This is a genomic window from Caballeronia sp. LZ034LL, assembly GCF_031451215.1.
Classification (GTDB): domain Bacteria; phylum Pseudomonadota; class Gammaproteobacteria; order Burkholderiales; family Burkholderiaceae; genus Caballeronia.
Genome location: NZ_JARUXR010000003.1, coordinates 682,303 through 707,820, shown reverse-complemented (window position 1 = coordinate 707,820; position 25,518 = coordinate 682,303). Strand labels below are relative to the sequence as shown.

The 25,518-nt window shown below is 66.4% G+C and carries 26 protein-coding genes; 10 read left to right on the top strand and 16 right to left on the bottom strand.

Features of this window, described 5'->3' with window-relative positions; translation table 11 throughout:
* The first annotated feature begins 46 nt into the window (after nt 1-46).
* Complete coding sequence (locus QCE83_RS24335; RefSeq protein WP_309817353.1) at nt 47-1,264, top strand: NYN domain-containing protein; 1,218 nt, start codon at nt 47-49, stop codon at nt 1,262-1,264.
* 13 nt (nt 1,265-1,277) lie between these two features.
* On the opposite strand, the gene QCE83_RS24330 is transcribed toward QCE83_RS24335, so the two are convergent.
* From QCE83_RS24330 to QCE83_RS24320, 3 genes are all read right to left on the bottom strand, one after another.
* Entirely contained in the window at nt 1,278-2,648 is a 1,371-nt protein-coding gene (locus QCE83_RS24330; protein WP_309817350.1) for a DUF308 domain-containing protein, read from the bottom strand.
* A gap of 140 nt (nt 2,649-2,788) precedes the next feature.
* A complete protein-coding gene (locus tag QCE83_RS24325) occupies nt 2,789-3,571 on the bottom strand; it encodes an alpha/beta hydrolase (protein WP_309817348.1) in 783 nt (260 codons plus the stop codon).
* Between the two features lie 35 nt (nt 3,572-3,606).
* Nucleotides 3,607-3,915 carry a DUF4148 domain-containing protein gene (locus QCE83_RS24320; protein WP_309817344.1) on the bottom strand — a complete coding sequence of 103 codons (309 nt, stop codon included), beginning with the start codon at nt 3,913-3,915 and terminating at the stop codon, nt 3,607-3,609.
* Between the two features lie 510 nt (nt 3,916-4,425).
* Between QCE83_RS24320 and QCE83_RS24315 the strand changes: the two genes are divergently transcribed.
* Genes QCE83_RS24315 through QCE83_RS24305 form a run of 3 tightly spaced genes read left to right on the top strand, consistent with a single transcriptional unit; the run spans nt 4,426 to nt 6,588 of the window.
* Entirely contained in the window at nt 4,426-5,343 is a 918-nt protein-coding gene (locus tag QCE83_RS24315; RefSeq protein ID WP_309817342.1) for an AraC family transcriptional regulator, read from the top strand.
* A gap of 24 nt (nt 5,344-5,367) precedes the next feature.
* A complete protein-coding gene (locus tag QCE83_RS24310; RefSeq protein WP_309817339.1) occupies nt 5,368-5,733 on the top strand; it encodes a DUF3331 domain-containing protein in 366 nt (121 codons plus the stop codon).
* Nucleotides 5,734-5,793: 60 nt separating this feature from the next.
* Nucleotides 5,794-6,588, top strand: a complete 795-nt coding sequence (locus tag QCE83_RS24305) for a hypothetical protein (protein WP_309817337.1) — start codon at nt 5,794-5,796, stop codon at nt 6,586-6,588.
* A 13-nt stretch (nt 6,589-6,601) separates the two neighbouring features.
* Here QCE83_RS24305 and QCE83_RS24300 read toward each other — a convergent pair whose 3' ends face one another.
* Complete coding sequence (locus tag QCE83_RS24300; RefSeq protein WP_309817334.1) at nt 6,602-7,345, bottom strand: SDR family oxidoreductase; 744 nt, start codon at nt 7,343-7,345, stop codon at nt 6,602-6,604.
* 98 nt (nt 7,346-7,443) lie between these two features.
* Between QCE83_RS24300 and QCE83_RS24295 the strand changes: the two genes are divergently transcribed.
* On the top strand, nt 7,444-8,382 hold the full coding sequence (locus tag QCE83_RS24295; protein ID WP_309817333.1) for an AraC family transcriptional regulator: 939 nt from the start codon (nt 7,444-7,446) through the stop codon (nt 8,380-8,382).
* Between the two features lie 84 nt (nt 8,383-8,466).
* On the opposite strand, the gene QCE83_RS24290 is transcribed toward QCE83_RS24295, so the two are convergent.
* From QCE83_RS24290 to QCE83_RS24280, 3 genes are all read right to left on the bottom strand, one after another.
* Nucleotides 8,467-8,724 carry a hypothetical protein gene (locus QCE83_RS24290; RefSeq protein WP_309817331.1) on the bottom strand — a complete coding sequence of 86 codons (258 nt, stop codon included), beginning with the start codon at nt 8,722-8,724 and terminating at the stop codon, nt 8,467-8,469.
* A 207-nt stretch (nt 8,725-8,931) separates the two neighbouring features.
* Nucleotides 8,932-9,630, bottom strand: coding sequence for an SDR family NAD(P)-dependent oxidoreductase (locus QCE83_RS24285; RefSeq protein WP_309817330.1), 699 nt, complete (start codon nt 9,628-9,630; stop codon nt 8,932-8,934).
* A 66-nt stretch (nt 9,631-9,696) separates the two neighbouring features.
* Nucleotides 9,697-10,596, bottom strand: a complete 900-nt coding sequence (locus QCE83_RS24280; protein WP_309817327.1) for an SDR family oxidoreductase — start codon at nt 10,594-10,596, stop codon at nt 9,697-9,699.
* 92 nt (nt 10,597-10,688) lie between these two features.
* Between QCE83_RS24280 and QCE83_RS24275 the strand changes: the two genes are divergently transcribed.
* The 3 genes from QCE83_RS24275 (at nt 10,689) to QCE83_RS24265 (ending at nt 15,305) form a co-directional block, all read left to right on the top strand.
* Nucleotides 10,689-11,525: a helix-turn-helix transcriptional regulator gene (locus tag QCE83_RS24275; RefSeq protein WP_309817323.1), complete on the top strand. Its 837-nt coding sequence runs from the start codon at nt 10,689-10,691 to the stop codon at nt 11,523-11,525.
* A 168-nt stretch (nt 11,526-11,693) separates the two neighbouring features.
* Nucleotides 11,694-14,429 carry an ATP-dependent Clp protease ATP-binding subunit gene (locus tag QCE83_RS24270; RefSeq protein WP_309817320.1) on the top strand — a complete coding sequence of 912 codons (2,736 nt, stop codon included), beginning with the start codon at nt 11,694-11,696 and terminating at the stop codon, nt 14,427-14,429.
* A 117-nt stretch (nt 14,430-14,546) separates the two neighbouring features.
* Nucleotides 14,547-15,305, top strand: a complete 759-nt coding sequence (locus QCE83_RS24265; protein ID WP_309817317.1) for an SDR family oxidoreductase — start codon at nt 14,547-14,549, stop codon at nt 15,303-15,305.
* A gap of 209 nt (nt 15,306-15,514) precedes the next feature.
* On the opposite strand, the gene QCE83_RS24260 is transcribed toward QCE83_RS24265, so the two are convergent.
* Nucleotides 15,515-15,769 (bottom strand): hypothetical protein, encoded by a 255-nt coding sequence (locus QCE83_RS24260; RefSeq protein WP_309817314.1) that lies wholly within the window; start codon nt 15,767-15,769, stop codon nt 15,515-15,517.
* 342 nt (nt 15,770-16,111) lie between these two features.
* On the opposite strand from QCE83_RS24260, the gene QCE83_RS24255 reads away from it, so the two are divergent.
* A complete protein-coding gene (locus QCE83_RS24255; RefSeq protein WP_309817311.1) occupies nt 16,112-17,305 on the top strand; it encodes a GGDEF domain-containing protein in 1,194 nt (397 codons plus the stop codon).
* A 6-nt stretch (nt 17,306-17,311) separates the two neighbouring features.
* Here QCE83_RS24255 and QCE83_RS24250 read toward each other — a convergent pair whose 3' ends face one another.
* A complete protein-coding gene (locus tag QCE83_RS24250) occupies nt 17,312-18,508 on the bottom strand; it encodes a YbfB/YjiJ family MFS transporter (protein ID WP_309818734.1) in 1,197 nt (398 codons plus the stop codon).
* 97 nt (nt 18,509-18,605) lie between these two features.
* Here QCE83_RS24250 and QCE83_RS24245 point away from each other — a divergent pair, with 97 nt between their 5' ends.
* Entirely contained in the window at nt 18,606-19,478 is an 873-nt protein-coding gene (locus QCE83_RS24245) for a LysR substrate-binding domain-containing protein (protein WP_309817308.1), read from the top strand.
* On the opposite strand, the gene hutG is transcribed toward QCE83_RS24245, so the two are convergent.
* From hutG to QCE83_RS24210, 7 genes are read right to left on the bottom strand one after another with little or no spacing between them, the layout of a single operon-like run.
* Complete coding sequence (hutG, locus tag QCE83_RS24240; protein ID WP_309817305.1) at nt 19,479-20,288, bottom strand: N-formylglutamate deformylase; 810 nt, start codon at nt 20,286-20,288, stop codon at nt 19,479-19,481.
* A gap of 27 nt (nt 20,289-20,315) precedes the next feature.
* The gene (locus QCE83_RS24235; protein ID WP_309817302.1) at nt 20,316-21,725 is read right to left on the bottom strand and encodes a formimidoylglutamate deiminase; all 1,410 of its coding nucleotides are present in this window, start codon (nt 21,723-21,725) and stop codon (nt 20,316-20,318) included.
* The gene (locus QCE83_RS24230; protein WP_309817299.1) at nt 21,722-22,270 is read right to left on the bottom strand and encodes a HutD family protein; all 549 of its coding nucleotides are present in this window, start codon (nt 22,268-22,270) and stop codon (nt 21,722-21,724) included. Before QCE83_RS24230 ends, QCE83_RS24235 begins: the two co-directional genes overlap by 4 nt.
* Entirely contained in the window at nt 22,267-23,031 is a 765-nt protein-coding gene (locus QCE83_RS24225) for an amino acid ABC transporter ATP-binding protein (protein WP_309817297.1), read from the bottom strand. The genes QCE83_RS24230 and QCE83_RS24225 overlap by 4 nt, the downstream gene beginning before the upstream one ends.
* Nucleotides 23,028-23,696, bottom strand: a complete 669-nt coding sequence (locus QCE83_RS24220) for an amino acid ABC transporter permease (protein WP_309817295.1) — start codon at nt 23,694-23,696, stop codon at nt 23,028-23,030. The genes QCE83_RS24225 and QCE83_RS24220 overlap by 4 nt, the downstream gene beginning before the upstream one ends.
* A gap of 17 nt (nt 23,697-23,713) precedes the next feature.
* Nucleotides 23,714-24,484 (bottom strand): transporter substrate-binding domain-containing protein, encoded by a 771-nt coding sequence (locus QCE83_RS24215; RefSeq protein WP_309817293.1) that lies wholly within the window; start codon nt 24,482-24,484, stop codon nt 23,714-23,716.
* 56 nt (nt 24,485-24,540) lie between these two features.
* Complete coding sequence (locus QCE83_RS24210) at nt 24,541-25,296, bottom strand: IclR family transcriptional regulator (protein ID WP_309817290.1); 756 nt, start codon at nt 25,294-25,296, stop codon at nt 24,541-24,543.
* Between the last annotated feature and the right edge of the window lie 222 nt (nt 25,297-25,518).

The window sequence follows — 25,518 nt, the reverse complement described above, 5'->3', positions numbered from 1 at the left end:
TATCATGTGCGCATTGCAAAATGTGCCGCACAGGCCGGAGAACCATATGGCTGGACCTCAGGAAAGCGTCAGCATGGCGGTGTTCTGCGATTTCGAGAACGTCGCGCTGGGCGTACGCGATGCGAATTACGACAAGTTCGACATCCGTCCCGTGCTCGAACGCTTGTTGCTGAAGGGAAGCATCGTCGTCAAGAAGGCGTATTGCGACTGGGATCGCTACAAGAGCTTCAAGGCGTCGATGCATGAAGCCAGTTTCGAGCTGATCGAGATTCCGCACGTGCGGCAGTCGGGCAAGAATTCGGCGGATATCCGCCTGGTCGTCGATGCGCTCGATCTCTGCTATACGAAGTCGCACGTCGATACTTTCGTCATCGTCAGCGGCGACTCCGACTTCTCGCCGCTCGTCTCGAAGCTGCGCGAGAACGCGAAGAAGGTGATTGGCGTCGGCGTGAAGAATTCGACGTCCGACCTGCTGGTCGCGAACTGCGACGAGTTCATTTTTTACGACGACCTCGTCCGCGAGCAGCAACGCGCGGCCGCCCGGCGCGAGTCGCGCGAGACCCGCGAGCCGAAGCGCGCATCGGAGCCGAAGCAGGAGACGGAAGCGCGCAAGTCGCAGGCGATCGCCATTACGGTCGAGACCTTCGAGGCGCTCGCCTCCGAACGTGGCGAGAGCGGCAAGATCTGGGCATCGGTGCTGAAGAGCGCGATCAAGCGCCGCAAGCCGGGCTTCAGCGAAACCCAGTATGGCTTCAAGGCCTTCGGCAATCTGCTGGATGAAGCGCAATCGCGCGGGCTGCTGGAAGTCGGACGCGACGACAAGTCCGGCGCGTTCGTGTTCCGCTCGGCAGTGGCGGTTTCCGCCGATGTCCGTCCGGCAGAGGTTCCGGCAGTGACGCAGGTGGAACCGGCGGTGGCGCCGCACGTGTCGGCGGAAGCGGACGAAGCGCTTCCGGTCAGCGAAGCTGAAACGGCCGGAACGGCTGAAACGGCCGAAAGCGCCGGCAAGGCGAAGAAAAAGAAGGCGGCCGCGCCGCGTCGCGCGCGCAAGAGCGCCCGGCAGGCGGCGGCTGACGTGCCGCAGGCACCGCAAGCACCGCAAGCACCGGTCGCTACCCAGGCGCCTGAGGCTGGCGCGCCAACGGCTGAAGCACCCGTCGAGGAAGCCGCGCCCGCCAAGAAGTCTTCGCGCAAATCGTCGTCACGCGCGCCGTCACGCGCGAGACGTTCGCGCAAGTCCGAAGAGAAACCCGTCGAGCAATGAGCATCACGGCGCGTCACGACCCGTGGCGCGCCGCCGCATGTTCCTCGGCGCGCCAGCGCTGCCGCGAGCGGTACATCGTCGCCAGCGCGATGCGCGCCATCTTCACCCAGCCCGACGGACGCGGATCCGCCAGCATGCTGAGCGCCCGCGCGTAGTCGAGCGTGAGACCGGGCGTCCAGGCCATCGTGGCGGCGCGCTTGCGCACCTGCGCGGCCACCCATAGCTCGGGCGTCGTCATGATCCGCACCAGCGGCCGCCATCCGCCGCCCGTACCCCACACGCGGGCCGATGCCCCTTCTATCGCCGCCTCCAGCGCCCGCGCCACCGTGCTCGAACAGTTGCGGTAGGCGAGGTTGTAGGTCGCGTCGCGCCGATACTCGTCCCAGAAACGCGCCAGCCGTTGCGGATCGTAATTGCGGATGCGGACCTGCTGGGTCGAAGGACACCAGGCCGTCGATTCGGTCGCGTAGTCGGGCTGGAACAGTCCGGGGACATCGTTCTCGCGCGTGGCCCGCAGCGTGCGCGAGAATTCGTTCGGCGAGCGGTCGATCTCCACCGCCGGATACAGGCTGATATACACGCCCTCGGGCGTTTCCAGCGCAGCGTGGCCGGTGGAGATGGTGCCGTTCCGGTCGATGGCCGCAATGTAGCGGTCCACGATCAATTGCCTTTTCGCCTGCGTCTTCGCCGTGCCGACGGGTGTCCACACATGCACGGTCAAGGCCGCTTCGTCGGGCGCGGGCGGGCCGTCGTAGACGGCGTTGGCGAACGAGGGCGGGCGGGTGGTGTCCTGCGTCGCGCGCTGCACGGCGCCTTCGGCGGCCGGATTCGCCGCCATGCCGCGCACCCGCGACGCGAGCAGGATCATGTTCCAGCCCGCGAAGAACAGCCCGAACGCGACGCAATAGGCCACCGTGCCCGCATAGTGATCCGGGTAGGGCTGATAGAAGAAGATCGCGATGGCGATCTCCACGGCGCCGATGCCGGCCGCCAGCCGCCAGCGGCGATATCGCACGACGCGCGCCGAGACGATTTGCAGCGCGCCATCGACGAGGAACAGCGTGCCGAAGATGAGCGAGAGCGCGAAGTTGCCGTGTTCGCCGCCGATCAGCACGAGCAGCGCCGAGAGACAGAAGGTCGCGCCCTTGACGTAGCGCAGCGTGCGCTGTCCGCCCATGCCGGTCCACGCAACAGCCAGCGTGGCAAGTCCTTCGAGCAGCATCAGCAGCGCGAACGGGATGATCGGGAAGTAGAGCGAGCCGTCGAGCGCGTCGGTGAAGATGACGCCGCCCAGCAGGATGCTCAGGAAGCCGAGCGTCAGCAGCGAACGCCAGCGAGAGCGCAGATAGTCGACGCCGAGCAGAATCATCACGAGACGAACCATCGCGTTCCTCCGTCTGATCTTTCATGTCCTGTACGGGGCGGCCGCGCGTACGGCAGGCGCGGCCACTCTCTATATAAGGCATCGACGGTGCAGGCGGCAAGCGCGACGAATGCGCAGATGAAACGCCCTTTTCGTGTCTTTCAGCGGAGCGCGTGTTGCGCGGCGTCTTCGATGACCGCGGCGACCTGTTTCGGTTTCGATTCGTACACGGAATGACTGGCGCCCGGAATCACCGTCAGATGACTGTGAGCGCGCGCGTAGTACCAGCGTTCGAGATCCGGATTGATGATCCTGTCGTTGCCCGCGACGATGCCCCAGCTCGGCTTCGTCTTCCACGCGGCGTCGGTCAGCGGGGTCGTGAAGACCTGCGCGGCCGTGAGCATCTGTGAGTGCGACTCGAAGCGTGCTTGGGCAAGCGGCAGGTCGGCGGCGAAGTCTTGCGGGAAGACGGCGGGGTTCAGGTACGTATAGCCGTCGGCGGTCTTTTCCACTGCGTTGGACTGCTTCGCGAGAGCGCTCGGCCGTTGCTTGCCGAGTGCGCCTTCGTCCTCGCCCACGTCCGGCGCATGGGCCGCGACATAGACCAGCGCGGCCACGTGCGGATCGACGCCCGCTTCGGTGATCACCGACCCGCCGTAGCTGTGACCCACCAGGATGGCCGGTCCGTCCTGAAGGTCCAGCACGCGACGGGTCGCGGCGACATCGGCTTGCAGCGAGGTCAGCGGTTCCTGCACCAGCGTGACGCGATAGCCGTCGCGCGTGAGGATGTCGTACACCGGCTTCCATCCCGAGCCATCGACCCATGCGCCATGCACGAGCACGATGTTGCGGACCGGGGCGTGCGCCATCGCGTCGTTCGAGGCCGATGCGAATATACCGGCGGACAGCGCCAGCATTGAAGCGGCTTGCAAGATGCGGTTCATCGAAGTCTCCTTGATCGAACGAGATTCAGCGCGTTTCAGCTGCCGAAGTAGGGCTGGCAGTAGTCGGTGGGGCCGACGCACGCATTCTTCATCGCCATGTGCGTGGAAGCGCCGGACGCGCTGTGGCCGGTCTGCACGCCGCCGTAGGACTGTGCCGCGACTTTGGCCTCGGCGGCCTGAATGTCCGCCGGGTAATTCGCGTCGCTGGCGACTGCCGGCTGATAACCGGCTTGTTCGACTGCCACCAGGTCCGCGCGCACTTCGGCACGCGTCACGGGGCCATTCGATTGTGCGAACGCAAATGCAGGAGCCGCGAGCGCGATGCAGACGAGAAACTTGTTCATGACCATCTCCTTGAGTGATTGATCCGGGTTCCGAATGATTGAAGCCGTGTACCGGTCTGTGATCCGCCGCGTCTTGTGGCTTCGTATCGCGACCGTGACCACACTGTAGGAGCGCGTTCCGCCCGCGAACACCTCTACGAAAGCGCGTGCGCGCACTGACCATGGTTCAGTCGCGGATACGTTTGCATGAGCGCTGTGGGGCTTGGCGCTCCTCAAGGAAGGGATGGATGGGTCGCGCGGATGAGCGGAGTCGCACCGAGGTTCGGGACGTTCATACGAAGGTGTAATCGGCCGCGCGCGGCCTGCGCCTGTTCCGAATCGCCCGATTGCATGCCAGGCGCATGAAACGAGGCACGCGGATCAAACCTTGATATAGGTTGACTCAACCATTGGACGGGATGGTCAACCCAACGTACGGCTAGCCGCGCGCTTTCTGGTTCTCTAACTTTGAGTCATCGCGCTGCCGGTGCTCCGGCGGATCGCAAGACTCCTGGTAAGGACCGAACCGCCATGACCCTGACTCTGCTTTCGCCCGCCACGATGCCGCGCGTTTCTCCCATCGATATCGAAGCGCGCTGGCGCATGCCTGAACGGCCGGTGGTCCATATGGCCATGTCGCGCTGGCTGCATCACGGCGAGGCGCCTCTCGAAGTGAATCACGACGGCAGCGGCGACCTGCATTGCATCGGCCTGAATCTCAGGTGCGCGCAGCTCGCCTTCCATCACGCCGGCCGCACGCTGCTGCATGGCCGTGTGCCGGCGGGCATCGTGCAGGTCACGGCGCCGGGCGTCCGGGTGGGCGCGGTGTTCGAATCGGCGCTGGACGTGCTGCATCTGTTCGTGCCGCACGCGGTGCTGGCGGAGTGCTACGAAGACCTGTTCCAGCGCGCGCATCCGGGCGACATCGTGCTCGGCGATCCACGGCTGATCCGCGATCCGGCGCTCGAGCGCCTGAGTCAGGCACTCGGCGTCTGCAAGACCGGGGACGCGCCGCCCGGGCGGATGTTCGTCGAGAGCGTGAGTCTTGCCATCGTGTCGCGACTCGTGGCGCGCCATTTCGCGGCGCCGGTTGCGCGCGGACGCGTGCCGTCGGCGTTGCCGCAATGGCGCATCAATCGCGTGGCCGAATTCGTCGATGCGCATCTGGGCGAGAACCTCAGTCTCGCCGATATCGCGTCGAGCACGGGACTCACGCGCATGCATTTCGCCGCGCAGTTCCGGCGCGCGACGGGCATGCGGCCGCACGAGTTCCTGTTGCAGAAGCGCATCGAGCGCGCGCAGGCGCTCCTGCGCACGTCGCGGCACAGCGTGCTCGACGTCGCGCTGGGCTGCGGATTCCGTTCGCAGGCGCATTTCACGACGGTCTTCAAGCGCCTCACCGGCGCGACGCCGAAGTCCTGGCAGACCTCCGCGCTCGACGCCGCGTGAACGAACCGTCAACAGGAGTCGATCATGACCGCAACAGCCATCGCCCTCGATCCATGGGCACGCACGATCTTTCAACTGAACGGCCTGCGTATCGAGGCGCCGCCGTTCCGGCGCAACGGTACGCAAACGGGCGAACGGCGCGTGGCCGTGAAGCTGATCGAGCGGCAGTCGACGACCACCGCCACGATCGAATGGCGCGACGCCACGCGCTGCAGCTACGGCGATCAGGTGTGGCGTGCCATGCGGGCCCGCACGGCCGGCGTGTGTGCGATGAGCGGCGGCGCCATCCTGCCGGGCGATCAGGTCTATGCGCCCAACTCGCGGCCGGTGCCGTCCAATGCGGGCGCGATGATCCTGGCGTCGGTGCTCGACCAGGCGATGCCGCGATAAGCGGCACGCACCGCTCAGGCGCGAAGGTATGATCCGGCTTTACCTCCGCACGGCCTTGCGATGCTCGCGCTCAAGCTCACGCTGGTTCCGCTGTTCCTGTTGATCGTGTCGATGTCGGGAAGATGGTGGGGGCCGTCCGTTGCGGGATGGCTCGCCGGCTTGCCGGTCGTGGCCGGCCCGATTCTCTGGCTGCTCGTGCTCGCGCATGGACCCGCGTTCGGCGCGCACGCCGCGATCCTTTCTCTTTCCGCGATCTTCGCGTCGGAAGCCTTCAACTTCGCTTATGCGTGGACTTGCCGTTCGCGCGCCTGGCCGGTCGCGCTGAGCGCCGGGCTGGGTGCATGGTTCGTTTCGGCGTGGGGTTTGTCGATGCTGCCCGCGTCGCCGGCATGGGCCGCGGCGGTGGCGCTGGGCGCGGTTTGCTTCGGGCAGTCGTTCCTGCCGCGCAGTGCGGCGGTCGCGGCAGGCGTCCCGCTCGGACGGGGCGACCTGATCGGACGGATGGCCGCCGGCGCCTTGCTGACGCTGGCGGTGACCGCCTTGTCCGGCTGGGCCAGCGCCTCGTGGAGCGGGCTGCTCGCGGTGTTTCCGTTGCTGGGGATCGTGTTGTCGGTGTCGTCGCATCGCGCGCATGGACCGGACTTCGTGATCTCGCTGCTGCGCGGAATGGTGCTCGGCCGTTTCTCGTTCGCCGCGTTCTGCCTGCTGCTGGCGTTCTCGCTGACGCGCCAGCCGACAGCGCTTGCTTTCGCGGAGTCGGCGGCGCTGGCGATGCTTGTTCAGGCCTGCACGAAGCGGCTTGCCGTGATGCGCCGGCCGAAGAGCGTGGAAACGGCGGTCGCGACAGCCGAGTGAGCCTGTTCAGGCCTCAGCCCGCCTTCGCCCACTCGATGGCATCCGCGCCGGCGGGAATGCGCATCGGGCTTGACGGGTCCGTGGCCGCGCGCCACACGCCCTCGGCGACATCGCGCGAATAGGTGACGGTCGGGTCGTTCTCGAAGCGCTCGAACACCGTTTGCGCGAGCTTCGCGTAAGGCTCGGGGAAGCCGCTTTGCATGCGCGTCCGGGCGTTGTCGCCGAACTTGGTTTCGGGCGACCGTCCGGGCAGCACGATCCGCACGCGCACGTCGAACGGTTCCAGCTCCAGCGCGAGCGATTCCGAGAACGCGTTGACCGCCGCCTTGCTGGCCGTATAGACGGACAGCAGATGCAGCGGCCGCAGCGTCACGGTGGAGGTCACATTGACGATCACGCCTGAGCGGCGCTCGCGAAACTGCGGCAGCACGGCTTGCGTCATCGCGATGGTGCCGAGCGTGTTGGTCTCGAAGATCTCGCGCGCCGTGGCCATCGGCGTGGCTTCGACCGCGTTGAGAAAGCCGATGCCCGCGTTGTTGACGAGCACGTCGATCGGCCCCGCGCTCGCGATGGCCGCGCTGATGCTGTGCGGATCCGTCACGTCGAGCGCGATCACGCGCAGGCGGTCGGACTTCGGCAGGATGTCTGCGCGCGGCGTGCGCATCGTCGCGATGACATTCCAGTCCTGCTCCAGGAAATAACGGGCGATCTCGAGGCCAAAACCGGACGAGCATCCGGTGATCAATACGGTGGGCATGGCAAATCCGCGGGTGAGTGAATGAGCTCTCACGATAAGTCGCCCGGGCCGGACTTGCTACAATCGAACGTCCAGTTTTCATTCGAGGAAGTCCGGCCATGATCGATCCGTTCGCGGACGTCGTCACCTTGTTGCAGCCGGTTGCGGCGTTCTCGAAGGTGGTGAGCGGCAGTGGCCGGTGGCGCGTGCGGCGCTCGGACGCGCACATGCCGTTCTACTGCGTGGTGCTCGAAGGCGCGTGCCGTCTCGTGGCCAACGGCCGCGAGCCCGTCACGTTGCAGACCGACGATTTCGTGCTGGTCCCGGAACTGGACGAATTCACGATGTCGAGTCTCGAACCGCCCGAAGCCGACGAAGCCGATGCCGTTCCGGTCGCGCTGGCGGACGGCGGCTTCCGGATCGGCGCGGAAACCGCTCCACGCGATATCCAGATTCTCGTGGGTCATTGCGTGTTCGGTTCGCCGGATGCCGAGCTGCTCGTTTCCTTGCTGCCGGAGCTCGTGCATGTGCGCGGCGAGCGCCGGCTGGCCACGCTCGTCAAGCTCGTCCGGGAGGAATCGCGCGCGCAGCGGCCCGCGCGCGACATGGTGCTCGCGCGCCTGCTGGAAGTGCTGTTGATCGAGGCCTTGCGTTCCACGGGCACGGCGGCATCGCCGGGCCTGGTGCGCGGTCTCGCCGATGCGCGTCTGGCGCAGGCCATCCGGCAGATGCACGAACGTCCCGAGCGGGCCTGGACCGTCGTGGAGCTGGCGCGGGCGGCGGCGCTGTCGCGCTCGGCGTTCTTCGAGCGTTTCAGCCGTGCGGTGGGCGTGGCGCCGATGGAGTATCTGCTGTCGTGGCGCATGGCGCTGGCGAGGAAGCTGCTGCGCCAGAAGGAAGGCAGTGTCGCGAAGGTGGCGGAGCGCGTGGGGTACGGTTCGGCGAGTGCGTTCAGCGTGGCGTTCACGCGTCATGTCGGCGTGCCGCCGACGCACTACGCGCAGCAGCACGAGAGGCCGCCGGCAAGCCAGCAGTCCTCTCCGGGAACCTCGGCGTGATCGAGGTGAGGCGGGGCCAAGGTTCCAGGAGAGGAGACGGAGCAGTCCGTCCCATCTCGTGCCTGTGCTCGTGTTGCGGAATGCTCAGAGCTTCATGCCTTGAACCAGGCTGCCGACGGCGGTGAGCGACTTCGTCACGTTGGTCAGGTCGACGTCCGTGTGCGTGGAGGCATCCACTTGCGTGACGGGCGCGACATTGGTTTGCGGGCTGGCGAACGACACGCCGCCGAACTGGCCGTTGGCGTTAATGGCGTTGTTCTGGAACACGCTGCCGCCGACGATGGCGCCCATTTCGGCACGGTCGAGTTCTTTGCTGACGGCGAGGTTGTCGATCTTCAACATGATGGTTCTCCTGAGTGGCTGGTTGGGTTGGTTGAGCATGTTTCGTTGCGCTCGCAGATACATATGCGAGAGCTGTGCCAGCGGCGTGCGGAGAGCGTTGAAGTCCTTGTCAGCAAAGGAAAGGGCGGTTTTGAAGAGCTTTCGGGCGCGGTTGATATGTCGGCGTGCGCCCGACGAAGCTGGGACGCCTGTCGGTGCAGCGCCGACTCAGAACTTTTCCACCCATGGCCGCAGTTCCATCTCCCACGTCCACGCGCTGCGATGCTGGCGCAGCACATCGATATAGGACTGCGCGATCGCATCGGGGTCGAGCATGCTGTCGGGCGCGTCGGCGGCTTCGGGATGCGAGCCGCGCACTCCGCCGTCGATGACGAAATGCGCGACGTGAATGCCCTTCGGCATCAGTTCGCGTGCGGCGCTTTGCGCGAGACCTCGCAGCGCGAACTTACCCATCGCGAACGGCGCGGACAGCGCAAAGCCCTTCACGCCGGCGGTCGCGCCGGTCAGCAGGATCGCGCCGTGACCGGCCGGCGTCATGCGCCGCGCGGCCTGCTGCACGACATGGAAGGCGCCCAGCGCGGAGACCGCGACAGCCCGTTCCACCGCCGCCGCATCCAGTTCGGCCAGCGGCCCGCGGACGCGGCCGCTGGCGTTGTACACGACGATCTCCGGCGCACCGATGCGCGCTTCAGTCTCGCTGAAGAGCGCGTCGATCTGGCTGGCATCGGCGGCATCGGCGGGCAGTGCGACGGCGCCGGTTTCAGCCACCAGCGAGGCCAGCTTGTCGACGTTGCGCGCCGCGATCACGACAGGAATGTTCTCGGCGCGCAGGCGCCGCGTGAGCGAAGCGCTGATGCCCGCTCCGGCGCCGACGATCAGCGCGCTGCGATAAGGAAAGCCGCTCATGGATTCACGCTCGAAAGGGTGGGTGCCGATCGATCATAAACGCAAGCCGCTTTCCTCGCCCGACGCTCAGGCGGACTGTTCCAGGTACCGCGCCTGATCGAGATCGGACAGCAGCGTCGGCCCTGTGGGTTGCCAGTCGAGTCGAGCTTGTGTCTGTGCGCTGGAGGCGGGCATGTCGAGGGCGATGAACATCGCCATCCAGCCGAAGTGATCCTTTGCTTCGTCTGCGGTGATCGACACGACCGGCAACTGCATGCCGCGCCCGAGCGACTCCATGATGTCGCGCGCGCTGACGCCTTCCTCGCCGACCGCGTGATAACGCGCGCCGCGTTCGGCCTTCTCGACGGCGAGCCGATACAGCCGCGCGACATCCGAACGATGCCCCGCCGGCCAGCGATTGGCGCCGTCGCCCACATACGCGCAGACGCCTTTCTCGCGCGCAATGCCGATGAGCGGCGTGATGAGCCCCTGACGAAACGGATCGTGGACCTGCGGCAGGCGCACGACTGACACGTTGATGCCCTGTTCGAGCAACGCCTGTCCCGCGATCTCCGACGCGATGCGCGGATTCGGATGCTTCAGGTTGAAGATGTCCTCGCGCGCCAGGCCACCCTGTTCGCCGATGCCGATCCCCGTGCCCGACGTGATGACGAGCGGACGGTCCGAGCCCGCGAGCGCTTCGCCGAGCGCGGCGATCGCGCGCGTGTCCTTCTCGCAGTTCTCGACGAAGCGCGAGAAGTCGTGGTCGAAGGCGGTGTGGATGACGGCGTCGGCGCGGGCTGCGCCGTCGCGGAGGCTGGCGGGGTCTTCGAGCGTGCCGTGGTGGACTTCGGCGCCGGCAGCGGTCAGGGCGTGCGCGCCGGCATCGGAACGCGTCATGCCGATGACCTGATGACCCGCCGCGATGAGTTCGGGAACGAGCGCCGAGCCGATGAAGCCGGTCGCGCCTGTCAGAAAGATTCGCATGGTGTGGTTCTCCTTGATCGAACCCATGCACTATCCTGCGTTTTCTTATCCCGTTAAAGTAGTGACGGCATCATAGTAAAACGACTAACACCTTGAACACACCGCGCTCACTCGGCGATTTCCTGCGTAGCCGCCGCACCCGTCTCGATCCGGCCAGCTTCGGCTTCACGGGCCGCCGCCGCACGCCCGGACTGCGCCGCGAAGAGGTGGCGCAACGCGCCAGCATCAGCCCGACGTGGTACACGTGGCTCGAACAGGGACGCGGCGGCGCGCCTTCGCCGGACGTGCTGGACCGTATCGCCGGCGCGTTGCTGCTGACCGATACCGAACGCGAGCACCTGTTCATGCTCGGTCTCGGCAGGCCGCCGGAAGTCCGTTATCAATCCGTGGCAGGCGTGAATCCGCGCTTGCAGCGCCTGCTCGATTCGCTCGAAGCCAGTCCGGCGATCATCAAGACAGCCACGTGGGATGTGGTGGCGTGGAACCGCGCGGCGGCCGTCGTGCTGACCGACTACGGCGCATTGCCGCCAGGCCAGCGCAATATCCTGAAGTTTCTGTTCCGCCATCCCGCCGTGCGCGCGAAGCAGCATGACTGGGAGAACGTCGCGCGCTTTGTCGTCGGGGCGTTTCGGGCGGACGTGGCGCGTGCGGGGATCGTGTCGGAAGCCGCTGATCTCGTCGATGAACTGTGCAGCGCCAGCCCCGAGTTCGAAGCGCTGTGGCGCGACAACGATGTGCTCGGGCACTCGGATGTGCATGCCGTCAAGCGTCTGCAGCATCCGTTGCTCGGCGCGGTGGAGCTGGAGTATTCGGCCTTCGCGGTCGATGGCCGGCCTGACCTCGGCATGATCGTCTATACACCGCTTGACGCCGAAGTGGCCGGGCGCATCAAGACGCTGGCGGCGGGCGAGCAAGCAAGGTCCGCGTAGGCGCGCAATCGGCACGGCCTACTGCAAACATCGTTCCCGCATGCAGGGCGGCTTGCGCAGTACCATGACTGCCCGATCTTGTTCACGGCACTTGCAAGGCCAGGGATCAGGAATAGCGGTTGCATCGATGCCTGGCCGGGCGCACGCCCTCATGAAAGGAATCCGAACATGGCTCATCTGTGCGACGTTTGCGCCGCGCGTCCCGCCACGGTGCGGCTGGCCGTCTTGCGCAACGGTCAGCGGCATGTCATCGACGTATGCGACTTTCACTATGCCCAGCTGACACGGCATCAGCGCGCGCTCTCGCCGCTGGAGTCGCTGTTTCTCGGCGGCGCGCCTGAACAGCCTGAGACGCCCGCATCTGCCGATACCGCCACGGCCCCCAGCGCCCGGCGCAACGAAGCCGAAGGCGCGAACATCGACCGCTATTTCAGCGACGGCGCGAAAGAGATGCTGATGCGCGCGGCCGAGCGCGCCGTGCAATCCGGATGTTCGCAGGTCGATACGGAACACCTGCTCTACGAGCTCGCGAACAACGCGGTGATCGAGTCGCTGATGAAGAGCCTCGGGCTCGAACCCGCGCAGATCCGTGCCTATATCGATGCCAACGCGCCCGGCTGCTACGGCACGTCGCCGCCGCCGGCGGACGGCATGATCGGCGTGTCGCCGCGTCTGAAGAGCGCGCTCGACCGCGCCTTCCTCGCGTCGCGGCAACTGCGCCACAGCTATGTCGCGCCGGAACATCTGCTGATCGGTCTTGCCGACGTGCCCGACAGCTTCGCCGGGCAACTGCTCGGCAAGCTTGGCGTCGATCCGCAGGCGCTCAGGCAGCAGACCGCGCAGACGGTCGGCGCGGGCGCACCGCCGCGCGGCGGCGACACGCCGCCTTCGCGCACGCCGAATCTCGACAAGTTCAGCCGCGACCTCACCGCCCTTGCGCGCGAAGGACATCTCGATCCGGTGATCGGGCGCGCACGCGAGATCGAGACGATGGTCGAAGTGCTCGCGCGCCGCCGCAAGAACAATCCGGTGTTGATCGGCGAGCCGGGCGTCGGCAAGACGGCGGTCGTCGAGGGCCTGGCGCAGCGCATGGTGAACGGCGACGTGCCCGAGTCGCTGCGCGAGAAACGGCTCGTCGAGCTGAACGTGAACTCGATGGTCGCGGGCGCGAAGTTTCGCGGCGAGTTCGAAGAGCGCGTGAAGCAGGTCGTCGATGAAATCGGCGCAAATCGCGACACGCTGCTGCTGTTCGTCGACGAGGTGCATACGATCGTCGGCGCGGGGCAGGGCGGCGGCGAAGGCGGTCTCGACATCGCCAATGTCTTCAAGCCGGCCATGGCACGCGGCGAGCTGAACCTGATCGGCGCGACCACGCTCGCCGAGTACCAGAAGCACATCGAGAAGGACGCGGCGCTCGAACGGCGCTTCCAGCCGGTGCTGGTGGCGGAGCCGACCGTCGCGCAGACCATCAACATCCTGCGCGGCCTGCGCGACCGTCTCGAAGCGCATCACAAGGTGACCATCCAGGACGATGCGATCGTCGGCGCGGCGGAATTGTCGGACCGTTACATCACCGGGCGCTTCCTGCCCGACAAGGCGATCGATCTCGTCGATCAGGCCGCCGCGCGCGTGAATCTCTCGGCCACTTCGCGCCCCGCCGAAATCCTCGAACTGGAAGCGGAGCACGCGCAGTTGCGGCGGGAACAGGACTACGCGGCCTCGCGCAAGCAGTTCGACCGCGCGCATGCGCTCGACAGCGAACTCGAACAGAAGCAAAAGGAACTCGACGACGCCACCGACACCTGGAAGAAGCGTGTCGGCACGAACACGTCGACGGTGACGGTCGCGCAGATCGCGGAGATCGTCGCGACGCTCACGGGCATTCCGGTCGCGCAACTGACCGAGGAAGAACGCGCGCGCCTGTTGCAGATGGAAGAGCGGTTGCACAAGCGCGTGATCGGCCAGGACGAAGCGGTCGAGGCCGTGTCCGACGCCGTGCGCCGCGCGCGCACCGGTTTGCAAGGGCGTAATCGGCCGATTGCCGTGTTCCTGTTCCTCGGGCCGACGGGCGTCGGCAAGACCGAGCTGGCGAAGGCGCTCGCGGAAGTCGTGTTCGGCGACGAAGACGCGATGCTGCGCGTCGACATGAGCGAGTACATGGAGCGCCATGCGGTGTCGCGGCTGATCGGTTCGCCGCCGGGCTATGTGGGTTATGACGAAGGCGGCCAGCTGACCGAGCGCGTGCGTCGGCGGCCTTACAGCGTGATCCTGCTCGACGAGATCGAGAAGGCGCATCCGGATGTCTACAACGTGCTGCTGCAAGTGTTCGACGACGGACGCCTCACCGACGGCAAGGGCCGTGTGGTCGACTTCAGCAACACGCTGATCATCGCGACGAGCAATCTCGGTTCCGATGTGATCGCCGGACAGAAACGCGGCGTGCTGGGCTTCACAAGCACGGCGTCGGATGCGGATGCGTCGCTGCAAAGCGGCGTGATGAAGGTGTTGCAGCAACACTTCAGGCCGGAGTTCCTGAACCGGATCGACGACATCATCCTGTTCAAGTCCCTTGGACGCGATGAAGTGCGGCAGATCGTGCGGCTGATGCTCGATCAGGTGCAGCGTCTCGCGCACAGTCAGGACATAGCGCTTGAATTCGACGAATCCGTCGTGGATCATCTCGCGGAAGTCGGTTATCGGCCTGAGTTCGGCGCGCGCGAATTGCGCAGGCAGATCCGACAGTCGATCGAGAACCAGCTCGCGAGGGAGATGCTCGGCGGCGAGGTCGGCGAAGGCGCGAAGGTGCGCTGCCGCTATGACGAGAGCACGAAGAAGCTGGCCTTCGATGTGACCCGCGCGGGTCTCGCGAACCAGCCGGGCGAAGGCACGCCGCCTACGCCTTGATCTCATGCTGGCATGCGTCATTGTTCGCATGCCAGCACAGCCCGTGCAACGTTGCACGGATTATGCGAACGGATGCGAATGACTATCCTGTGGATTCACTTCACAGAGAGGTCATTCATGTCTGCCAGCAAGATCGCGATCGTGACCGGCGCAAGCCGCGGGCTCGGTCGGAACACGGTGCTCAATCTCGCGCAACGCGGCGTCGATTGCATCTTCACTTATCACAGCAATCGCGCGGAAGCGGACAAGGTGCTGGCGCTCGTCGCCGAGACGGGCAGCAAGGCGGCCGCGCTGCAACTCGATACCGGCAAGGTCGCGGCCTTCGACGCCTTCACCGATGACGTGCGCCGCACGCTCGCCGGCTGGCACGCCGAACGCTTCGACTATCTCGTCAACAACGCGGGCACGTCGCATCACAACAGCATCGAAAAGACGACGGAAGCCGAGCTCGACGCGCTTTATGACGTCCACTTCAAGGGCGTGTTCTTTCTCACGCAGAAGCTGCTTCCGCTGATCAACGACGGCGGCCGGATCGTCAATATCTCGTCGGGCCTCACGCGCATCATCATTCCGGAGAGCGCGGCCTATGGCTCGCTGAAAGGCGCGGTGGAAGTGCTGACCAAGTACATGGCGAAGGAACTGGCGCCACGGCGCATCGCGGTCAACGTGGTGGCGCCGGGCGCGATTCAGACCGACTTCAGCGGCGGCATTGTGCGCGACAACCCCGAGGTCAACCGGCGCGTCACCGAGATGACGGCGCTCGGCCGCCCGGGCCTGCCCGACGACATCGGACCGATGATCGCGTCGCTGCTGTCGGAGGACAATCGCTGGATCAATGCGCAACGCATCGAGGTCTCGGGCGGCATGGCGATCTGACGTTATACCTGCGCCTGTCCGCCGTCGGCGAAGATCTCCGCGCCGTTGATGAAGCTCGAATCTGCGCTCTCTTCGATGTCCCGTCGAGTTTCGCCGGCCGCTACGTATCGAATCTGGTCGCGCTGGAAGTGATATCGGCGCCGCGCTGAGCGGTGTTGCGTCCGGCGAGGGAAGGATCCCCGAATCCTTCGCTCGCCGGATTGCGTGCTTCAGATCTTCATGCCTTGAATCAGGCTGCCCACCGAAGAGACCGACTTCGTGATGTTCTTCAGGTCGACGTCCGTGTGCGTCGATGCATCCACTTGCGTCACGGGCGCGACGTTGGTTTGCGGGCTCGCGAAGGAGACGCCGCCGGCTTCGAGGTTGGCGTTGACGCCGTTGTTCTGGAAAACGCTGCCGCCGACGATGGCTTCCATTTCTTCACGGGCGAGGTCTTTGCTGACAGCGAGGTTGTCGATCTTCATGGTGAATCTCCTGGGTTCCGGTTGGGTGGGAGCGCGTGTCGTTGCGCTCGCGACATCCATTGCGAGAGCCGTGCCAGCGAACGGTTCGCGGGCGTGAGGATCGTGCAAGCCGTTGATGCGTAAGGGAAAGGCGGTAGACTGCGGCGCCCGTCTGCATTCGTGTGATGCGGCGAGGTGTTGGCGGCGACAGAACGGCCGCGCGCGGTGCGTTGCCGCCGGTCCGACAGTGCGGAGCGTGCGCCCGAAAAAAGCACATGCCGCCGATTCACTTCAAGTTTGACGTTTGCCTGCCGTTAACAGTCGCACGGAAAAGTCTTTCGGGCACATCAGGCACGCGACAGCATGCATGTCGATCTAATTACCATCTATCTGCTTGCCATCGGCACGCTCCTCGCCAGTTGCGGGATGACGCTGTGGGAACGCCGCGGTCATGCCGGACGCAGGCAGGAGCTGGGCACGCTGGCCGCCGGCTACGCGACGCTTGCCGCCGGCTGCGCGGCCGTCGCCGTGCGCCACGCGCTGCCCGGCGCGATCGGATCGGCGCTGAGCAACCTCATCATGGTGTCGGGCTATCTACTGCTGCTGCGCGGCGTCGCCATCATGAACGGCCGGCGTCATGGCGGGTTGTCCATCGGCGTGCTGACCGCCGTGGCGCTCGCGTGGGTCATCGCCGGCGTGCGCTGGGAAGTGCCGATGTGGAACTACGTCAGCGCCATCCCGATTGCCTTCGCCAGCGGCATGACCGCCCGCGAGCTGCTGCGCGGCGATCGCGCCCGGCGCCTGCAGTCGCGCGATATCGCGGCGTTCGTCGCGGGTTTTCATGGGCTCTTCTATGCCGCGCGCGCGCTGATCCTGCCGTGGCTGGCGGCGTCGCTCGGGCCGGGCATGCTGTCGGCGATCGCCAAGGCGACGATGTACGAAGGCGTGCTCTATTCCGTCATTCTGCCGATGATCCTGCTGCGCTTCGTGCGCGACGAAGCGCATGGCGAACTGCTGAGGGAATCGCGGACGGATTACCTGACGGGGCTCGGCAACCGCCGCTGGTTCTTCGAGGAAGGCGCGCGCCTCATCCGGCGCGCGGATGCACGGCAGCCGGTCTGCCTGATTGCACTCGATCTCGACAACTTCAAGAACATCAACGACCGCCACGGTCACGAAACGGGCGACGCCGTGCTCAAGACCTTCGCGTCGATCGCGCAGGACGCGCTGGGACCGGAGGCGATTTTTGCGCGCATCGGCGGCGAGGAATTTGCCGCGCTGCTGCCGGGACGCGACTGCAATCGCGCCCGCGCGACGGCGGAAGCCGTGGTCCGGCGTTTCGCGCAAGCGGGCACGCCCGGCGCGGCGGGCGTGGAGATCCGCGCGACCGTGAGCATCGGTCTGGCGCAATGCGGCACGGCCGGCGCCGCGCTGACCGATCTGCTGACCATCGCCGACCGCGCGTTGTACCGGGCGAAGTCGCTCGGCGGCAACCGGGTGGAACTCGCGCAACCGGCGACGCGTTCTCAAGCGCCGCGCGACAGCGTGGCCTGCTGATCTCTTCTAGCGCCGGGCTGAAGCACGCGTCCCCAGCCAGACCAATCCGATAGCACCCGCTAACAGCGCCGCCGCTGCGATCCACAGCGCGGCCGAGAACGAACCCGTGTGTTCCGCGATAGGCGCCGCGACCAGCGGCCCGACGATCTGCCCCAATCCATACGACGCCGTCGCATAGCCCATCAATCCGGCGGCTGCATCGCCGCGCAGGCGGCGCGCCTCGCGCATGGCGAACAGCGTGATTGCGGTAAATGGAAAGCCCAGCAGCAGACTGCCGATGCCGAACCCGAGCGCCGTGGGAAAGACGATCCCCGACGCGATCCCCACTGCCTGAATCAGATAGAACCCGGCCGACAGCAGACGGTTATCCCACGACAGCGGCAGACGCGCGGCCAGCAGTGCGCCGGCGATCAGCGCAAGTCCGAAGGCCGGCCAGAACAAGTCGGGCCACGCTGAACCGGGCAAGGCTTGCCGGGCGATGACGGGCAGAAAGGTGGCCGAGATGATGTAGCCGAACCCGGCGAGTCCGTAGAGCCCGATCAGTCCGATCGAATCGGCGCGCGCTACGCCGGTTTCGCTGCCGCCGTGATGCGTCGCGCGGCCATGCGCGGCCGATACCTGCCGCGTGAAGGTCTTCCAGACGGCCAGGCCGGCCAGCGCCGAGCACACTGCGAAGCCGTCCCACACCCATGGCGCGGGCACGGCGAACGCGGCGGCGGCCGCGCCGAGCAGGCCGGTCGCGACGATGCCGACGCCCGGCCCGGCATAGATGACGCCGCCGTAGCCGTGCGCGTCGAGTTCCGCGAGCCGCCGCAGGCCCCATTGCGACGCGAACACGAACGCCCACGCGCTGGCGACGCCCGCCGCGAAGCGGATCGCCGTCCAGAGCCAGAACAGGTGAACGACGCCCATTGCGAGGGTCAGCAAGATGGTCGCGGCGAGCGCGAACCGCACCATGCGGGCGTGGTCGATGCGAATCGCCGCGCAGGACAGCGCGCCAATCAGATAGCCCGCGTAGTTGGCCGACGCGAGCCAGCCGCCGTGCCGGATATCGAGCGCGCCGTTGTGCAGCATCAGCGGCAGCAGCGGCGTGAACGCGAAGCGCCCGACACCCAGCGCGACGGCCAGCACCACGGCGCAGGCAAGCGCGGCATGGCGCGCGGGATGGGCGGAGGCGGACGAGACGGGCAGCGGCGATGCCATGAGCATGAAAGTCAGAGCGATGGTCCGCTGATCCTACCTTGACCGATCCATCTTGAAAAATGAATAATCGAGATGGAATCAATCTTCAGGAAAGATCATGGACCTGGCTGCGCTCACCATCTTTCGGGCGGTCGTCCGCGAAAACGGCGTGACGCGCGCGGCGCTCAAGCTGAACCGGGTGCAATCGAACGTGACGACGCGCATTCGCCAGCTTGAGGAAACCCTCGGCACGGAGTTGTTCGTCCGCGATGGCCGGCGCCTCGTGCTGACGCCCGCCGGCGAGACCCTGCTGCCCTACGCCGAACGCCTGCTCGCGCTGGCCGAGGAAGCGCGTCATGCAGTCAGCGAGAACCGGCCGCAAGGACGCCTGCGCCTGGGCACGATGGAAAGCACGGCGGCGAGCCGTCTGCCGCGCGTGCTGGCGGCGTATCACCGGCGCTGGCCGCAGGTGACGCTGGAACTGGCGACGGGCGTGACGCGCGCGCTGATCGAGAGCGTGCGCACCTTCGACGTGGATGCGGCGGTGATGGCGCGGCCGATCGAACCGGACGCGCTCGGCGCCGGGCAGTTCGACACCGTGCCGGTGTTTCGTGAAGAACTCACGCTGGTCACGCCGCGCGGACAGGATCCGACATCATTGGCGCAGGAGCCGGCCGGCCTCACGCTGGTGGCGTTCGAACGCGGCTGCGCCTATCGCTCCTATGCGATGCGCTGGTACGAGCAGCAGGGCATCCGTCCCGCGCGGGTGCTGGAACTGGCCTCGTACCACGCGATCATCGCGTGCGTGGCGGCGGGCGCGGGCGTCGCGGTGGCGCCGCGCTCGGTGCTGGAACTGGCGCGTCTCGACGATGACGTCGATGTCCATCCGCTCGGCAAGCTGGGGCAGGTGGACACGCTGCTGGTCTGGCGCAAGGGCCACTATTCGGCGGCGCTCGACGCGCTGCGAGACTTGCTCCTCAATGACGCCTGATCAGCCGGCCGCCGTGCTCAGCGCGACCACCGCCCGCAGCGCGCCGCTCACCATGTTCTCGACCACCGGCTCGACCTGCTGCGCCACCTCGGGCCGATACTCGAACGGCGCGGCCTCGTTCATGTAGGTCGACTGGCACATCTCCAGCTGGACTGCGTGGACGCCGTCCTGGGGCGCGCCGAAGTGCCGCGTGATATAGCCGCCCTTGAAGCGGCCGTTGGCGATCCACGTGAACGGACCTGCCGCAGCCGCGCGTTCCACTTCCTGCTGCACCGAAGCCGCCGCCGTGCGTCCGTCCTGCGTGCCGATATTGAGGTCGGGCAGCTTGTCGTCGAAGAGACGCGGCAACACGCTCGCGATGGAATGCGCTTCCCACAGCAGCACGTTCGCATGCCGCTCGCGCAGACGCTTCAACTCGGCGCGCAGCGTGTCGTGATACGGCTGCCAGTACGCCGCGACGCGCCGCTGCTTCTCGGCGGCATCGGGCACGCAGCCTTCGCGATACACCGGCTCGCCGCGAAAGGTCAGGTCGGGGCACAGGCCGGTCGTCGTCTGTCCGGGATACAGGCTTTCATCGCTCGGCGGCCGGTTCAGGTCGATCACATAGCGCGACAGGCGCGCGCCGAGAATCGTCGCGCCGAGCATCCGGGCGAAGCTGTAGAGGCGGTCGAGATGCCAGTCGGTATCCGCGACCGTCAGCGCGACGTCGGTGTACTGGCTGCGCAACGAGTCCGGAATCTGCGTGCCGAGGTGCGGGATGGAGATCAGCAGCGGCGCATCGCCGCGTTCGAGGGAAAAGAGATCGTTCATGAGCTTGCGTCCTGGGTTGGCCGACGGTCAGGCGTCGGCAAGCAGTTGCGAGAGCGCCCGGCGATAGTCCGCGTAGTGCCGCGCTTCGTCCCGATGACGACGCTCGCGCACCACGCATTCTCCACCGACGAAAACATCGCGCACCGGCGTTTCGCCATGTTCGCAGAAGACCACGGAAGAAAGCCACGTCGCGGGCGTTTGTTCGGCGAGATTCGGATGATCGGCGTCGAGCACGAGCCAGTCGGCGCGCGCGCCGGCTTCGAGCTTGCCGGTGGCGCGGCCCGTCGCGCGGGCGCCGCCTTCGAGCGCGCCGTGGAACAGCCGGTCCGCGACCTGCGCCGTGTCCGGCGACGCGAGCACGTTGCGCTGCCGCCGCTGGAGCCGCTGGCCATATTCGAGCAGACGCAGTTCCGCGCGCCAGTCCACGCCGATATGGCTGTCCGAGCCGACGCCGAACGCACCCTGCGCGTCGAGGTATTCCGCGACGGGGAAGAAGCCGTCGCCGAGATTCGCCTCGGTCGTGAGACACAGCCCGGTGATTGCACCGCTGCGGGCGAGCGCGAGCGTTTCGCCGGCATCGACGTGCGTGGCATGCACGAGGCACCAGCGTGCGTTCACGTCGAAGTGATCGAGCAGCCATTGCACCGGGCGCGCGCCGAGCGCCGCGAGCGATGCGTCTACTTCGGCCGTCTGTTCCGCGATATGGATATGCACGGGCGCGCCGGGTGACATGGCGTCGAGACCGTCGAGCAACGCGCGCAACGAAGCCTCCGACACCGCCCGCAGTGAGTGCGGCGCGACGCCGTAACGCAGCGCGCCGTCTTCGGGACGCGCCGTGCGCAGGCTGCGCAGCAAGTCGAGATAGCCTTCGGTGGAGTTGATGAAGCGGCGCTGGTCGGGGCGCGGCGGCTGTGCGTCGAAGCCGCCTTGCTGATAGAGCACGGGCAGCATCGTCATGCCGATGCCGGTCTCGCGCGCCGCATCCACGACGCGCATCGCCAGTTCGGCGGGATGCGCATACTGCGCACCGTCTTCGGCGTGATGCACGTAGTGGAACTCGCAGACGGACGTGTAGCCCGCCTTGAGCATCTCGACATAGAGCCAGCGCGCGATCGCGCCGAGCGTCTCGGGCGTGATGCGCAGCGCGAAGCGGTACATCAGGTCGCGCCAGCTCCAGAAGCTGTCGGCGGGGTTCGCGCGATATTCGGTGAGGCCCGCCATCGCGCGCTGGAACGCGTGCGAATGCAGGTTCGGCATGCCGGGCACGACCGGTCCCGCGGCGCGCGCAGCGTTCGCAGGTATCTCGCGCACGTCAGGCGTCACGGCGACGAGCGTGCCCGCGTCGTTCCACTCCAGCAGCACGTTGCTGCGCCAGCCGTCCGGCAGCAGCGCGTGCGCCGCGAAAAGCGTCGGGTTCAATGCGTTCGATGAGTTCATGATCGGACTTCGGTTTCGAGCGACGCGCACAGCAGCGCGCCGTCGCCTTGCATGCCGACTTCGACGTCGCACGCTTCGTCCAAGCGCAGCGTGTCCATCTTCGTCAGACTGATATGCGTCCCGCCGACGCGCACGTCGAGCGTGCCGCGCGCGCAGTGCAGCAGCACGGTGTCGCCGCTCACGACGCGCGTGCCCGGCGTCTGCCAGATATCCACCGATGCACGCGCGGCATCGCGTTGCGTCATCAGGTTGAACACGCGGACGGGGCCGTCGGTGAGCTGCGCGTCGATGAGCGTCTCGCCCGCGAACCGGGCCAGCGCCAACGCCTGCCCGACGACGTGTTCGCCGAGCACGAGACCCGCGCCGTCGAGCAGCACGAGCATGCGGTCGATGCCGTCGAAGCGCGAGAAGGGCCCGGGCCGGTCGATATCCGCGACGCTCGCGCGCCACGCCTGGGCTTGCGCTGCGACTTCGCGCGTGATGCCGCCGCCGTTCTTCCAGGGTGAGGCGACGAGCGCGTCGCCGCGTATCAGGGCGAGGTTCATGCGCGCGTCAGCACGGCTTGCAGGAACGAACGCGTGCGCGGCTGCGTGGGCGTCGAGAAGATCTGCGCGGGCGGACCCGCCTCGACGATCTCGCCGCCGTCCATCACGACGACCACATCCGCCACTTCCTTCGCGAAGCCCATTTCGTGCGTGACGACGAGCATCGTCATGCCTTCGGCGGCGAGCAGCTTCATCACTTGCAGCACTTCGCCGACGAGTTCCGGATCGAGCGCCGACGTGGGTTCGTCGAACAGCATGACGCGCGGCTGCATGGCGAGTGCGCGGGCAATCGCGACGCGCTGCTTCTGTCCGCCCGAGAGACTCGCGGGCATCGCATGCGCCTTGTGTTCGAGGCCGACCTTCTTGAGCAGCGCGAGCGCGGCGGTATCGGCATCGGCTTTCGACACGCCGCGCAGCATGCGCGGGCCGACCGTGATGTTGTGCAGCACCGAAAGATGCGGGAACAGATTGAACGACTGGAACACCATGCCGACTTCGGTGCGCAACGCGTTGAGCGGGCGCTCCTTGAGCATCGTGCCGTGATCGACGAGCCGATGCCCGCAGATGTCGATGGTGCCGCGTTCCGGCTGTTCGAGACCGTTGCAGCAGCGCAGGAAGGTGCTCTTGCCGGAACCGCTCGGCCCGATCACGACGACGACCTGGCTCGGCTGGATATCGAAGTCAATGCCGTTCAGGACGCGATGCGTGCCGAAGGACTTGGTGAGTTCGCGGATGCTGACGATGGGTTGAGCGCTGTTCATTGCACCATGCCTCCTGCGCGCAGCCGACGCTCGACGCGGTGAAGAATGTAATTGGTCGTCTGGGTGAGCACGAGATAGACGAGCGCGATCACGATATACACCTCAAGCGACCGGTAGGAGACGCTGATGATCTTCTGTCCTTCGTGCATCAGGTCGTGGATGGTCAGCAGCGACACCAGCGCGGAGTTCTTGATCAACGCGATGAACTCGTTGCCGAGCGGCGGAATCATGCGCACGATGGCCTGCGGCAGGATGATCGCGCGCATCGCCTGTCCGGACGACATGCCGATGGAGCGCGCCGCTTCCGTCTGGCCGCGATCCACCGATTGAATCGCGCCGCGCACGATTTCCGACACATACGCCGCCGAATACAGCCCGAGCCCGAGCATGCCGCACACGAACGCGGGCAGCAGGATATCGAACTGCGGCAGGCCGAAGAACAGCAGGAACAACTGCACGAGCAGCGGCGTGCCGCGGAAGAAGATCAGATAGCCGGTGCAGAAGCCGTAGACGAGCCGGCGCTGCGGCGCCAGCCGGCCGATGCCGATCAGAAGCCCGAGCAGGCACGACAGCACGAGCGCGGCGGCGGTCACTTCCACCGTGACCAGCGCGCCGTGCGCGATGTCGGCCCAGCCGGCGAAGGCGGGAGTGAAGTCGAGTTGCATGGGTCAGGTCCGTCGGCTTACTTGGCGCTGGCGGTCGTGGCGGTCGTGCTGAACCACTTCTTGACGATGGCGTCGTAGGTGCCGTCGGCCTTGATTTTGGCGAGCGCGGCGTTCATCTGGTCGCGCAGTTGCGGCTCGTCCTTGCGCACGGCGATGCCATACGCTTCCGTGGTCAGCTCCTTGTCGAGCACGCGGAAACCGGGGCGGGTGCGCACGAACTGGAACGCGGCGGGCTTGCCCGTAACGGCGGCATCCGCGCGGCCGATGCCGACGAGATCGAACATTTCCTGGTTCTTTTCCACTTCCACGCGCTGCACTTGCGGATAGTTGTCACGCAGGAAGTTCACGGACTTCGTGCCCACCTGAACCGTCACCTTCTTGCCGTTGAGATCGGCGAGGGTCTTGATCGGCGAATCGGCCTTCACCAGCGCCGAGAGGCCGCCTGCGAAGTACGACTGCGTGAAGTCGACCACTTGCGAGCGTTCCGGCGTGATGTAGATGCCGGAGATGGCGGCATCGAAACGGCGCGCGACGAGACCTGGAATCAGCCCCTTGAAGTCGATGTCGGTCCACTGGACCGTCTTGCCCATTGCCTTCGCCAGCGCGTTCATGATGTCGATGTCGAAGCCGGTGCGCTGGCCCTTGTCGACGAATTCCATCGGCGGGAAGGTGGCGTCGGTGGCGACGTTCAGCACCTTCGAGTCTTCAGCGGCGGCGTTGCCGGGCAGCACGGCGGCCATGATCGCAAAGCCGAGGCTCGCGGCGGTAAAGAGGTTCTTGAGTTTCATCGTGTGGGCTCCGGGTGTGGTTCGGTCGTGGTTTTTGGTGCGGTCTTTGATGCGGGTCAGGTGGACTGCAATTGGGTGGAAATGGCGTTGGCGGTGCGCACGGTCCAGTCGGCGAGTTGCTGTTCGCGGCCGGCGGCGCGCGAGGAGGGCGCCATCAGCGTGATCGAGGCGGCCGCGCCGCCGCCGCTGCCGCGCGTCGGACGGCGGAACACGGGCGCGCTGACGCCCCATACGCCGATATCGATTTCGCTGTCGCTGACTGCGTAGCCGCGGGCGCGGATGGCGTCGAGTTCGGCTTCGAGGGCGGCGCGCGCGGCGGGGTTGTCGGCGAACTGGCGGTCGAGGCTTTCGGCGCGGGTCTTGTCGGCCATGAAGGCGAGCAGCGATTTCGCCGATGCCCCCGCACGCAGCGGCACGGCGCGGCCTTTCTCGAAGGAGCAGCGCAGCGAGTGCGTGCTCTCGATCATTTCGAGGCAGATCACCTGGTCGTTCACGGCGACGATGAGGCCGACGCTTTCCTGCGTCGCGCGGGAGAGTTGCAGCATGCTGTCGCGGCTGGCTTCGACGAGCATCGAGTTGACGTCGAAGCCGAGCGCGAGCTGGAGACTGATGGGACCGGGCGCGTAGTAGCCGGCGTCTTCGGACACGAAGCCCCAGCGCTTGAGCAGCGCGACTTGCCGGTAGAGCGTACTTTGCGCGAGACCGGTGGCGCCGAGCATGTCCTTCACGGACATGGCCTTGCCGTGGCTGGCGAGTGCGCTCAGCACGAGCAGCAGGCGCTCGGCCCCGATGACGCTGGATTCCTTGTTCACGATGTTGTGCGTTGCTTGAAGCGATGTCGATGGACAGAGAATGCCACGCCGCTCCCGCTGGACAAAAATCGGTTTCTCAGTGAGTGAGAAATTTAAATATAGGGTTTACGCTTATCCAGACAGTAAAAAGGAAAGGGCGCTCGCCGATGGCGAGCGCCCGTCAGTAATTCATGCAGCGGGGTGGCGGGCTGGAATGGTCCACCGGAATAACACCCCCACCCG

Excerpts from the sequence above, each read along its gene's own strand:
- QCE83_RS24290 (WP_309817331.1), bottom strand. The coding sequence starts at position 8,724 with ATGTTGAAGATCGACAACCTCGCCGTCAGCAAAGAACTCGACCGTGCC.
- hutG (WP_309817305.1), bottom strand. The coding sequence starts at position 20,288 with ATGAACGATCTCTTTTCCCTCGAACGCGGCGATGCGCCGCTGCTGATC.
- QCE83_RS24320 (WP_309817344.1), bottom strand. The coding sequence starts at position 3,915 with ATGAACAAGTTTCTCGTCTGCATCGCGCTCGCGGCTCCTGCATTTGCG.
- QCE83_RS24270 (WP_309817320.1), top strand. The coding sequence starts at position 11,694 with ATGGCTCATCTGTGCGACGTTTGCGCCGCGCGTCCCGCCACGGTGCGG.
- QCE83_RS24260 (WP_309817314.1), bottom strand. The coding sequence starts at position 15,769 with ATGAAGATCGACAACCTCGCTGTCAGCAAAGACCTCGCCCGTGAAGAA.
- QCE83_RS24335 (WP_309817353.1), top strand. The coding sequence starts at position 47 with ATGGCTGGACCTCAGGAAAGCGTCAGCATGGCGGTGTTCTGCGATTTC.
- QCE83_RS24215 (WP_309817293.1), bottom strand. The coding sequence starts at position 24,484 with ATGAAACTCAAGAACCTCTTTACCGCCGCGAGCCTCGGCTTTGCGATC.
- QCE83_RS24285 (WP_309817330.1), bottom strand. The coding sequence starts at position 9,630 with ATGAGCGGCTTTCCTTATCGCAGCGCGCTGATCGTCGGCGCCGGAGCG.
- QCE83_RS24315 (WP_309817342.1), top strand. The coding sequence starts at position 4,426 with ATGACCCTGACTCTGCTTTCGCCCGCCACGATGCCGCGCGTTTCTCCC.
- QCE83_RS24245 (WP_309817308.1), top strand. The coding sequence starts at position 18,606 with ATGGACCTGGCTGCGCTCACCATCTTTCGGGCGGTCGTCCGCGAAAAC.
- QCE83_RS24295 (WP_309817333.1), top strand. The coding sequence starts at position 7,444 with ATGATCGATCCGTTCGCGGACGTCGTCACCTTGTTGCAGCCGGTTGCG.
- QCE83_RS24310 (WP_309817339.1), top strand. The coding sequence starts at position 5,368 with ATGACCGCAACAGCCATCGCCCTCGATCCATGGGCACGCACGATCTTT.
- QCE83_RS24300 (WP_309817334.1), bottom strand. The coding sequence starts at position 7,345 with ATGCCCACCGTATTGATCACCGGATGCTCGTCCGGTTTTGGCCTCGAG.
- QCE83_RS24250 (WP_309818734.1), bottom strand. The coding sequence starts at position 18,508 with ATGGCATCGCCGCTGCCCGTCTCGTCCGCCTCCGCCCATCCCGCGCGC.
- QCE83_RS24230 (WP_309817299.1), bottom strand. The coding sequence starts at position 22,270 with ATGAACCTCGCCCTGATACGCGGCGACGCGCTCGTCGCCTCACCCTGG.
- QCE83_RS24235 (WP_309817302.1), bottom strand. The coding sequence starts at position 21,725 with ATGAACTCATCGAACGCATTGAACCCGACGCTTTTCGCGGCGCACGCG.
- QCE83_RS24220 (WP_309817295.1), bottom strand. The coding sequence starts at position 23,696 with ATGCAACTCGACTTCACTCCCGCCTTCGCCGGCTGGGCCGACATCGCG.
- QCE83_RS24330 (WP_309817350.1), bottom strand. The coding sequence starts at position 2,648 with ATGGTTCGTCTCGTGATGATTCTGCTCGGCGTCGACTATCTGCGCTCT.
- QCE83_RS24280 (WP_309817327.1), bottom strand. The coding sequence starts at position 10,596 with ATGCGAATCTTTCTGACAGGCGCGACCGGCTTCATCGGCTCGGCGCTC.
- QCE83_RS24225 (WP_309817297.1), bottom strand. The coding sequence starts at position 23,031 with ATGAACAGCGCTCAACCCATCGTCAGCATCCGCGAACTCACCAAGTCC.
- QCE83_RS24325 (WP_309817348.1), bottom strand. The coding sequence starts at position 3,571 with ATGAACCGCATCTTGCAAGCCGCTTCAATGCTGGCGCTGTCCGCCGGT.
- QCE83_RS24305 (WP_309817337.1), top strand. The coding sequence starts at position 5,794 with ATGCTCGCGCTCAAGCTCACGCTGGTTCCGCTGTTCCTGTTGATCGTG.
- QCE83_RS24255 (WP_309817311.1), top strand. The coding sequence starts at position 16,112 with ATGCATGTCGATCTAATTACCATCTATCTGCTTGCCATCGGCACGCTC.
- QCE83_RS24265 (WP_309817317.1), top strand. The coding sequence starts at position 14,547 with ATGTCTGCCAGCAAGATCGCGATCGTGACCGGCGCAAGCCGCGGGCTC.